At 65.6% G+C, this 10,734-nt stretch carries 9 protein-coding genes; 8 read left to right on the top strand and 1 reads right to left on the bottom strand.

What is annotated here, in order from left to right:
* Positions 1–31: 31 nt before the first annotated feature.
* Positions 32–1,648, bottom strand: a complete 1,617-nt coding sequence (locus tag IVB12_RS34080; RefSeq protein WP_247306335.1) for an OprO/OprP family phosphate-selective porin — start codon at positions 1,646–1,648, stop codon at positions 32–34.
* A gap of 311 nt (positions 1,649–1,959) precedes the next feature.
* Here IVB12_RS34080 and IVB12_RS34085 point away from each other — a divergent pair, with 311 nt between their 5' ends.
* From IVB12_RS34085 to IVB12_RS34120, 8 genes are all read left to right on the top strand, one after another.
* On the top strand, positions 1,960–3,366 hold the full coding sequence (locus IVB12_RS34085) for a DegQ family serine endoprotease (protein WP_247306338.1): 1,407 nt from the start codon (positions 1,960–1,962) through the stop codon (positions 3,364–3,366).
* Positions 3,363–4,694: a replication-associated recombination protein A gene (locus tag IVB12_RS34090; RefSeq protein WP_247306340.1), complete on the top strand. Its 1,332-nt coding sequence runs from the start codon at positions 3,363–3,365 to the stop codon at positions 4,692–4,694. Before IVB12_RS34085 ends, IVB12_RS34090 begins: the two co-directional genes overlap by 4 nt.
* Positions 4,695–4,750: 56 nt before the next feature.
* Positions 4,751–5,965 carry an RluA family pseudouridine synthase gene (locus tag IVB12_RS34095; protein ID WP_247306341.1) on the top strand — a complete coding sequence of 405 codons (1,215 nt, stop codon included), beginning with the start codon at positions 4,751–4,753 and terminating at the stop codon, positions 5,963–5,965.
* A 139-nt stretch (positions 5,966–6,104) separates the two neighbouring features.
* Positions 6,105–6,899 carry an ATP12 family protein gene (locus IVB12_RS34100; RefSeq protein WP_247306344.1) on the top strand — a complete coding sequence of 265 codons (795 nt, stop codon included), beginning with the start codon at positions 6,105–6,107 and terminating at the stop codon, positions 6,897–6,899.
* A gap of 57 nt (positions 6,900–6,956) precedes the next feature.
* Positions 6,957–8,582: a flagellar hook-length control protein FliK gene (locus IVB12_RS34105; protein WP_247306346.1), complete on the top strand. Its 1,626-nt coding sequence runs from the start codon at positions 6,957–6,959 to the stop codon at positions 8,580–8,582.
* A complete protein-coding gene (locus IVB12_RS34110; protein WP_247306348.1) occupies positions 8,579–8,842 on the top strand; it encodes an EscU/YscU/HrcU family type III secretion system export apparatus switch protein in 264 nt (87 codons plus the stop codon). The genes IVB12_RS34105 and IVB12_RS34110 overlap by 4 nt, the downstream gene beginning before the upstream one ends.
* A gap of 149 nt (positions 8,843–8,991) precedes the next feature.
* The gene (blaOXA, locus tag IVB12_RS34115) at positions 8,992–9,810 is read left to right on the top strand and encodes a class D beta-lactamase (RefSeq protein ID WP_247306350.1); all 819 of its coding nucleotides are present in this window, start codon (positions 8,992–8,994) and stop codon (positions 9,808–9,810) included.
* A gap of 63 nt (positions 9,811–9,873) precedes the next feature.
* On the top strand, positions 9,874–10,530 hold the full coding sequence (locus tag IVB12_RS34120) for a carboxymuconolactone decarboxylase family protein (RefSeq protein ID WP_247306352.1): 657 nt from the start codon (positions 9,874–9,876) through the stop codon (positions 10,528–10,530).
* Positions 10,531–10,734 lie beyond the last annotated feature (204 nt).

The raw sequence follows: 10,734 nt of genomic DNA on the forward strand, positions 1-10,734 counted from the left end.
GCGGATCGATCTGCTCCCGGATGAGATTGCCTCAGAACGCGAACTGCGTGCGCATCGCGACGGCGTCGAACTTCGAGCCGACATCGGCGGTCGAGATCGGCGAGGCCTGCCGTGACACAGTTCCGTGCAGGTAGTCGAGCATGAAGCGGACGTTGCCGTTGACGTACCAGTTGAGCGCGAGCGTGTAGACCGTCTGCCGTCCGCCGGCGACGCCGTTGGCGGTTGCCAGCTGGTCGTTGAGATCGATGGTGGAGAAACGTCCCGCGATCTCCCAGGCGCCCCAGCCGCCACCGTCGAGCGAGAACGGGTGCGCCGGCTTGACGCCGCTATAGGCCGCGTTGGCCGCATTGTAGGTGCGGCCTTCGCCCGTCAGCACGTATCCGGCCTGGGCATAGCCGCCCTGGAATTTCAGGCTCGGTGCGCCGACCAGCGGCACGCCGGTGTTGGCTGTGCGATCGACATTGTACCAGAAGTACTCACCCTGAACGATGAACGGGCCGTAGGTCGCCGCTGCCTCGACGCTGTAGACCTGCGCGCCTGAGGCATTGGCGATAGCGCCGGTGGAGATCAGCGTGGTCGGGTCGAGACGCAATTCCGGACGGTCGCTGAGCGTGACCGTCTGCGTGTTGGCGATCAGGTTGCGCGGCGGCTGGATCAGCCATTGCGCGTCGGCGCCGATATGTACCGAATAATCCTTGCCGCTGATCGGATTGCCGGCCACGCGCGCCACCGCGCCATATTGCTCGCTGGTACCGGGTGGTGCCGCGCTCGACGCGGAGTGGATCGCACCGGTCGACGGTCCCGTGACATAGCCGCCGATCCAGAGCTGGTCGTTGAACCAGCGCGCACCGGCTGCGGAGCGGAAGTCGCCGGCCGCGATGTTGGTTGCGATCACGCCGGGCGAGGCGCGCTCCATGAACATGATGTCGTTGGAACTCGTCGCCTCGTCCATGGTGTAGGGCAGGTCCATGATGCCGGCCTCGATCGCCATCCGTCCGCCGAACGGCTTCAAGCCGGTGTAGCTGAGATAGGCGTTCTCGACCCCGGAGACGCCACCGCCCGGAAGGGATCCCGGCGCCGCGCCGCCAAATCCATCGGACGAGCCGCCGAAGTCGTAGACCAGCGCGAAGTTCCAGTCGTTGAAGAACTTGCCGGTGAGGCCGATGCGCGCGCGGCGAACGTTCTGGCCGCTGTCGAGCTTCTGCGGCACAGTCGCCGCGGTGTTCGGACGATAGTCATAGCCACCGACATCCCAGTGCAGGCGGCTGGTGATGGCAACGCAATTGGCCTGATCCGCGGTGCAGACAGTCGGCCGGTTGTTCGGCATCGTCACGACCACACCGGAGGCCGGCGCCGGTCCTTTGACGGGGATTGCCGCATTGGCGTTGGCAACGACGGCCTTTGCCTCCGAGCGCGCCTCGGCCTTAGCTTCAGCCTTCGCTTCGGCTCTGGCCTTCGCCGTAGCCGCTGTGTTCGCCGCGGTCTGGCTCTGGAGCTTGTCGAGCTTCTGCTCCAGCATCTTCAGCTGCTGCTTCAACAGCGCGATCTCCTCGCTGCTGCTTACCGTTTGGGCTTGGGCTTGGGCCTGCGAGGCCGCCAGCGCGCCGGCGAGACCAATCGCCGTGGCCGCAATCCTTGTTCTGCTCATGTCATGACTCCATCGTTTGACGAACTTCCCCAAGTCGCTGGCGGAGCCTAGGTGTGATCGATGACTGCCCCGCGACGCTGCGCCCGGTTGCGCGGTTCCCACTGATGCCAATTCGCCGCAACCGAATCCGCTCGACACTACAATGGTGGATGACACGCATCATGCCAATCCACCGCTCTGGCAAATTGCCCATTCGCACGCTGTGCTTGCACCTCGGACACCGCGGGGAATGGGCCGAATATTGCCGCCCGGCGCCCTTCTATTGGCGGGCGAACGCGCCTATATTCCGGCGTCTTTTCCAAGAGGTAGGAATGTTTCGATCGACCTGGAGCGCCGTCGTCGCGGCCCTGTGCATAGCGTTTTCAGCCCACTTCAATCCGACTGCTGCGCAGGACCGTCGGGTCCCATCGTCGCCGGCCGAGCTGCGGCTGTCCTATGCACCGATCGTGCAGCGTGTGCAGCCGGCCGTCGTCAACGTCTATGCCGCCAAGGTGGTGCAGAACCGCAATCCGCTGCTCGACGACCCCATCTTCCGCCGTTTCTTCGGCGTGCCGGGCCAGCAGCCCGAGCAGATGCAACGTTCGCTCGGCTCCGGAGTCATCGTCGATGCCTCCGGCCTCGTCGTCACCAATGTCCACGTCATCGAGGGCGCGGACCAGGTGAAAGTGTCATTGTCGGACAAGCGCGAATTCGAGGCCGAGATCCTGCTGAAGGATTCCCGCACCGATCTCGCCGTGCTTCGCCTGAAGGACTCCAAGGAGAAATTCCCGACCCTGGACTTCACCAATTCCGACGAATTGCTGGTCGGTGACGTCGTCCTTGCCATCGGCAATCCCTTCGGCGTCGGCCAGACCGTGACCCACGGCATCATCTCGGCGCTGGCGCGCACGCAGGTCGGCATCACCGACTACCAGTTCTTCATCCAGACCGATGCGGCGATCAATCCTGGCAATTCCGGCGGCGCGCTGGTCGACATGAGCGGCAAGCTCGCCGGCATCAACACTGCGATCTATTCGCGCTCCGGCGGCTCGCAAGGCATCGGCTTTGCGATTCCCGCCAACATGGTGCGCGTCGTCGTCGCTTCCGCCAAGGGTGGCGGCAAGGCAGTGAAGCGGCCGTGGCTCGGGGCAAAATTGCAGGCGGTGACGCCCGAGATCGCCGAAAGCCTCGGCCTGCGCTCGCCGACCGGCGCGCTGGTCGCAAGCGTGGTGCCGAATGGCCCCGCGGCGAAAGCCGGCTTGAAATCCTCTGACCTCATCATCGGGATCGACGGCCAGACCGTGGACGATCCCAACGCCTTCGACTACCGCTTCGCGACCCGTCCGCTGGGCGGTACCGCGCAGATCGACGTGCAGCGCGGCAGCAAGCCCGTCAAGCTGACGGTGGCGCTGGAGACTGCCCCCGACACCGGCCGCAACGAACTCGTCGTGACCGCGCGCTCGCCGTTCCAGGGCGCGAAAGTCTCGACCATCACGCCGGCGCTCGCCGACGAATTGCATCTGGATGCCGACACCGAAGGCGTCGTGATCACCGATATCGGCGGCGATACCGCGGCCGCTAATGTCGGTTTCCAGAAAGGCGACATCATCCTGGCCGTCAACAACCAAAAGATCAGCAAGACCGGGGACCTCGAGAAAGCTGCCGGCGAGCGGTCGCGGATCTGGCGCATCACGCTGGTGCGCGGCGGCCAGCAGATCAACGTCACGCTAGGCGGATGAGTCCGAAGCGACCACAGGAGACGCCAACTCTCTTCGCCGCGGCGGGGCTCGATCACGACGCTCCACATCCTCTGCCGGACCGGCTGCGTCCGCGCGCGCTGTCGGAGGTTGTGGGCCAGGACCACATCCTCGGTCCGGACGGTGCGCTGACGCGCATGTTGGAGACGCGCACGCTCGGCTCGCTCATCTTCTGGGGGCCGCCGGGTACCGGCAAGACCACGGTGGCGCGGCTGCTGGCGGATGCAACGGACCTGCATTTCGAGCAGATTTCGGCGGTATTCTCCGGTGTCGCCGATTTGAAGAAGGCCTTCGATGCCGCGCGCGCCCGCCGCGAGACGGGCAAGGGCACGCTGCTGTTCGTCGATGAGGTGCATCGATTTAATCGTGCCCAGCAGGATTCGTTTCTGCCTGTGATGGAAGACGGCACGGTGGTCCTGGTCGGCGCCACCACCGAGAATCCGTCGTTCGAGCTCAACGCGGCGTTGCTCTCTCGCGCGCGCGTCCTGGTGTTTCGCTCGCTCGATGCTGCCGCGATCGAAAAGCTGTTCGCCCATGCCGAGGCGGTCGAGGGCAAGAAGCTGCCGCTCGATGCCGAGGCACGCGCGGTTCTGGTGCGCATGGCCGACGGCGACGGACGTGCCTCGCTGACGCTCGCCGAGGAAGTCTGGCGCGCCGCGCGCAAGGACGAGATCTTCGACGCCGCGCAGTTGCAGGAGATTTTGCAGCGCCGCGCCCCGATCTACGACAAGTCGGCCGACGGCCATTACAACCTGATCTCGGCGCTGCATAAATCCGTGCGCGGCTCTGATCCCGATGCCGCGCTCTATTACCTCGCGCGCATGCTCGATGCCGGCGAGGATCCGCTGTTCCTGGCCCGCCGCGTCGTGCGCATGGCCGTTGAGGACATCGGGCTTGCCGATCCACAGGCGCTCGTCATCGCCAATGCGGCCAAGGACGCCTTCGACTTTCTCGGCCATCCCGAGGGGGAGCTCGCGATCGCGCAGGCCGTGGTCTATCTCGCCACCGCGCCGAAATCGAACGCGGTCTACACTGCCTTCGGCACGGCGATGCAGGTGGCAAAACAGGCCGGCTCGCTGCTCCCGCCAAAACACATCCTCAATTCCCCGACCAAGCTGATGAAGTCGGAAGGCTACGGCGCAGCTTACGAATACGACCACGACACGCCGGAAGCCTTCTCCGGCCAGGATTATTTCCCGGAAGCCCTGGGCCGCCAGACTTTTTATGACCCGCCCGAGCGCGGTTTCGAGCGCGAGATCAGAAAACGGCTGGATTACTGGGCGAAGCTGCGCAAGGAGCGGGGTGGCTGAGGCCCAATCGCCATTTCGTCGTGACGAAAGGGCTCTTTTGGGATAGGCAGGCAGCCATGAGCCGCCGCATCAAGAGAATGAACCCAAAACCCCGTTCGCGTGACGAGCGCGGTGACGCGCGTCCCTTCAAGGCGCGCAGCGCGCAGAAAGCGGGGCCGCGGCCGGGCGGCAAGGCAGCGAGCAAGCCGCCGCGCTTTGCAGGCGAGCGCGCCGAGCGGCGCGCACCCAAAGCTGCGCTGGAAAAGACCGCGCCGGAAAGGTCCGTCGAGGCATTGCTGCCGAGCAAGGTGCAGACCGTCACCGTCACGGCCGACGAGAACAACATGCGCGTCGACCGCTTTCTCGAAGCACGCTTTCCCGGCCTGTCGTTCTCCCACATCCAGCGCGTCGTGCGCAAAGGCGAGCTGCGCGTCGACGGCAAGCGCGTCGACAGCAAGGACCGCCTTGAGGAGGGCCAGAGCGTCCGCATTCCGCCGCTGAAGCTCGACACGCCGAAGGCCGCCGGCCCACTCTCGGAAGCCGCGCAGAAGACGCTGGCCGCGCTGAAGGAGATGACGATCTGGGAGGACGATGACGTGCTCGTGCTCAACAAGCCCGCCGGACTTGCCGTGCAGGGCGGCTCGGGCATGACGCGGCACATCGACCAGATGCTGGAGGTGATGCGCGATTCCAAGGGCCAGAAACCGCGCCTCGTGCACCGTATCGACCGGGAGACGTCGGGCTGTCTCCTGATCGCCAAGACGCGCTTTGCCGCCTCGCATCTGACCGGCGCGTTCCGCTCGCGGTCGGCGCGAAAGGTCTATTGGGCGCTGGTGCCGGGCCTGCCGAAGCCAAAGCAGGGCCGCATCTCGACCTTTCTCGCGAAGGAGGAGGGCGAGGACGACACTATCATGCGCATCGCCCAGCATGGCGATGAGGGCGCAAGCCACGCGGTGACCTACTATGCGATGGTCGAGACCGCCGGCAACAAGCTGACCTGGGTGTCGCTGAAGCCGGTGACGGGACGCACCCACCAGCTCCGCGCCCACATGGCCCATATCGGCCATCCCATCGTCGGCGACCCCAAATATTTCAACATCGAGAACTGGCAGCTGCCGGGTGGCTTGCAAAACCGTCTGCATCTCCTGGCACGCCGGATCGTCATTCCGCATCCGCGCGGCGGCGTGATCGACGCCACGGCACCACTGCCGCCGCATATGCAGCAATCGTGGAATCTGCTCGGGCTCGACGCAACCCGGTTTGATCCCATCGAGAACGCGCCGGAGGAGTAGGGCTAGGCGCCGCGGCCAGCCAAAGCCCGGCGAACGGGCCGCAATGCCCGCAAGTTCCCTTATGCCTGCCGCTCGCTTCATCGCCCGCCGCCCTTATCTTTGAAAGCTTAGCATTCAGCGACCGGGACCGAAGACTCACATGCGCGAATTGTTCGAAGAAGCTGCGGGGCAACCCCCGTCGGATCCGCAGGAATCGGCGCGCGCCTCCGCGCGCGCGCCCCTGCGCAAGCGCTTCTACAAGGATGCCGGCGCAGTCGAGGCCGAGGGCGGTTTCGCCATCGCCCTCGACGGCAAGCCGATCCGCACGCCCTCCGGCCGCCAGGTGCTGATTCCCTCGCGCGAGCTCGCCGATGCGGTTGCTGCCGAATGGGGGGCACAGGGCGAGACGATCGATCCCGTGACCATGCCACTGACGCGGATCGCCAACAGTGTGGTCGAGGGTGTGATCGACCGGATCGATCTCGTCAGCGACGACCTCGCAAAATACTTCGAGACCGACCTGTTGTTCTATCGCGCCGGCCACCCCGAAGGGCTGGTTGCCCGCGAGGCCGCGCATTGGGACCCCGTGCTGTTTTGGGCCGCAGAGACGCTGGGCGCGCATTTCATCCTGTCCGAAGGCATCATGCATGTGAAGCAGCCGGACGAGGCGGTCAGGGCCGCGCGCGCCGCGCTGCCGGGGGATGCCTGGTCGGTCGCGGCGCTCCATATGGTGACAACGTTGACCGGCTCGGCGCTGCTGGCGCTGGCCCTAGCCCATCGCGCGCGCGATGCTGGGCAGGTCTGGGCCGCCGCCCATGTCGATGAGGACTGGAACATCGACCAATGGGGCGTGGATGAGGAAGCGGCCGCTCGCCGCGCCACGCGCCTGCGGGATTTCGAGGCCGCCGTGACGGTCTTGGCGATGGTAAAGCAGCAAGCACCCGAAGGTCCTTAACGAGAGGTTTACGACGGCGGCCTTAGGGTGGCGCCAGCATTCCCTGGGCCCTCCGAGATGCCGACGCCGATAAGCTCGATCGTTCCGGTCAGCGCCGCCAGTCCTGTGGCTGACGCGGCGACGCCCGATCTCGTGCTTCAGGCCGGCAGCGTTGTCGACGCCAAAGTGGTCAGCGTGCTCGCCGACAATCTCGTGCGGATCGCAATCGCCAACCTTTCGATGGACGTGATGTCGGAAGTGGCGTTGTCGCCGGGGCAGAATCTCCAGCTCGCGGTGTCGCAGAACGACGGCACCATCCGGCTCGCCGTCGTCGTGGGCGGGGCAGACGGGGCGGCGTCCGATCAGATTACGCTGACGCCGGCTGCGGCCTCGCTGATGGATAGCCCGCCGCTTGCGCCGTCGACGAGCGCTGCGCGCAATACGCTGACGCCAGCGGAGCAGATTGCCGTCACTGCGGCGTCCGCCGAGGCCGTGACCAGGCAAGGCAGCCAAGCGCCGCTATTCGCCAATCTCGCCGCGGTCGTCGTCGGCAGCGATTTGCCGGCGGGGCTGAAGCAGGCCGTGCTGGACGTGCTGGCGCAGCAGACGCCGCTCAACGCCGGGCTCGACGGCGGCGATATCGAGACTGCCTTCCACAAGTCTGGCCTCTTCCTCGAAGCCTCGCTGGCCGCCGGCCGGACGCCGGCGTCCGGCGCAATGCCCGATTTGAAAGCGGCGTTGCTCGTGCTGCGCCAGACGCTGGCCGCGCTCGGGACCACCGCGCCTCAGACGCAAGGCGCCGCCATTCCCGCCAGCGACACAGGCACACCGCAGGTCAACGCCGCGCCGGCGCAGGCAGCAGGTGAGGCCGCGCAGGCCGCATTGTCGTCAGCGGCCCCCGATATTGCCCAACCGGCGCAACAGCCACGCAGCGCTAATCTCGCGGCCGCGGTACTCGCCGACATGGCTGCCAAGGCGCCACAAATGGCGATGCCGCAAACCTTGACGGCCGGCCTTGCCGCCAGCCTCTTGCAGGAGATGACGCAGAACCTGCCGCGGATCATCGGCAACGTGCCCGGCTCTAACAAGGCCGTACCGGACGGCCACATCTTCGAGGTGGCCAGCCATGCGACCACACCACCGCCGTTCCGCGGCGCATTGCCGGTGCCCCAATCCATCGCCTCGCCATCGCTCGCGCCCGATACCCCGCTCGCTACAACCGTGCACCGTCTGCTCGACGACACCGATGCCGCGATCGCGCGGCAGACATTGCTTCAGATCGCCTCGCTTCCCGATCGCGCCGATGCCTCCGGCCACCGCATCGACCCGGCCGTGCCGCAATGGAGTTTCGAAATTCCCTTCGCAACCCAACAGGGCACCGCGATGGCGCAGTTCGAGATCTCGCGCGACGGCGGCAACGAATCCGCCGATCCCGCCACGCGTGCCTGGCGCGCGCGCTTCTCACTTAATGTCGAGCCGGCAGGTCCCGTGCATGCGCTGATCACGCTGAGCGGCGACAAGACTTTTGTGCGGATGTGGGCGGAGCGGCCGGCGACGGCGCAGCAGCTCCGCGCCGGCATCGGTGAACTCAACCAGGCACTGACGAGAGCCGAGCTCAAGCCCGGTGATATCGTGGTGCGCGAGGGCACCCCGCCGCAACCGGCGCCGGCCCGCGCCGGACATTTCCTGGATCGGGCCACATGAGCGACGCCTCCAAGCTTGCGATTGCCCTGCACTACGAGAAGGGCACCAACGCCCGCGTCGTCGTCGCCAAGGGCAAGGGCACGATCGGTGAAAAGATCGTCGAGATCGCCAAGGCCCATGACATTCCGATCGAGGAGAACGAGGTCTTGGCCGGCGCGCTCTCCAAGGTCGAGCTCGGCGAGGAGATCCCTCCAGACCTCTACAAGGCCGTCGCCGAAGTGCTGGTGTTCGTGCTGCGGCTTTCGGGTCGGGGGCGGTAGAGCATGATCCGGACCCCGGAGGACCGCGTTAGCGCAAAGTGTGGAGCGGTCTTCCGAAAAAACATCGTGCTCAAGAAATAACCTGTCATCGTTTCACCAGATATCGGCGGCATTGTCGCGACCACTCTCATCATCATTGGATACCGCTCTTGCTGACCCGTCGTTCCACCCTCGGTCTGCTTGCCGCAGCCGCCACCCTGCCGTCACGCGCGCTCGCTCACGTCGCGCCGCCGCGCAACGAAATCCGCGACAGCTTGGCCAAACGCTTCACCGATTTCGGCACATCGGGCACCTTCGTCGGCTACAAGGTCGAGGACTATCTGATCGTCGCCAGCGACAAGGAGCGCTCGGGCGAGGGGAAGCTGCCGGCCTCGACCTTCAAGATTCCAAACTCGTTGATTGCGCTCGAGACCGGTGTGGTCACTGACCCCGACAAGGACGTGTTTCCCTGGGACGGCGTGAAGCGTCCGATCGAGGCCTGGAACAAGGATCACACGCTGCGGACTGCGATTGCAGTCAGTGCGGTGCCGGTCTATCAGGAGATCGCGCGCCGCATCGGCCAGCAGCGCATGCAAAAGTATGTTGACGAGTTCGACTACGGCAACCGCGACATCGGCGGCGGCATCGACCAGTTCTGGCTCACCGGGGCCTTGCGCATCGATGCCGTCGAGCAGATCGACTTCGTCGACCGGCTGCGCCGGCGCGCGCTGCCGATCAGCAAGCGCAGCCAGGATCTCGTCTGCGACATCCTGCCGGTGACCAAGGTCGGCGAAAGCGTCATTCGCGCCAAGTCCGGCCTGCTGGGTGCTGAGCGCAGCGAGCCGTCGCTCGGCTGGATGGTGGGCTGGGCCGAGAAAGGCGAAGCGCACACGGTGTTCGCGCTCAACATCGACTGCCGCGAGCCACGCCACATCGAAGCCCGCATGACGCTGACGCAAGCCTGCCTTGCCGATATTGGTGCGATCTAGCGCTACCGCGCTGGTGCCGCTCGACTAGCATCCTCCCGCCAAAGAAAACCGGGAGGATGGAAAATGAATGCAACGACGCTCTGGCTGTCGTCGCTCACGCTTGCCGCAGCAAGCGGCTGGTTCGCTGCCACGATGTTTGCCGGCTCCGCCACCAGCAAGGAGCCACGGTTTCCGCAGCTCACCATGGATCAGCTCGACGCCCGGCAGAAGCCGCTCGGCGAGCAGATCATGAAGGTGTCGAGCGTCGGCATCGGCGGACCCTACAATCCGATGATCCGCAGCCCCGTGCTCGGCCAGCGCCTGTTCGACCTGTTCCACTATCTGCGCTGGGAGACCTCGGTCCCGGTCAAGCTCAACGAGTTCGCGATCCTGATCATCGGGCGTCAATGGCGCTCGCAGGTGGAATGGTACGCGCACGCGCCGCTGGCGGCGAAGGCAGGGCTGTCGGCCGACATCATCGCGGAGCTGAAGGCCAACAAGCGGCCGTCGAAGATGGCCGATGACGAGGCGGTGGTCTACGACTTCCTCACCGAGCTCACCACCACCAAGAAAGTCACCGACGAGACTTATGCGCGCGCGAAGAAGGTGTTCAACGACCAGCAGATTGTCGATCTCACTGCAGTTGCCGGCAATTACGTGATGGTCGCGATGCTGCTGGCAATGGCCGAGGAGACGGTGCCGCCTGGTAAGGAGGAGCCGTTCAAGCCAGGGGAGCCGTAAGGCTCGCCATTGCGAGGAGCTCGCGACAAACTGCGGTACCGTAGCAACCATTAAGTGGCGGCAGTTTTTTGCTCCGCCCGGATGGTCTGCGCCTGCCATGATGACGCCGTGCTCGCGTCCGTCAAGGCGTGGCCTGGCAACAGACCACGTGAGGTTCGAGCGAGCGACGGCCATCCTTGACGGACGCTGCGCGCGACGTCATGA

The sequence above is a fragment of the Bradyrhizobium sp. 179 genome (assembly GCF_023073535.1).
Lineage (GTDB): Bacteria > Pseudomonadota > Alphaproteobacteria > Rhizobiales > Xanthobacteraceae > Bradyrhizobium.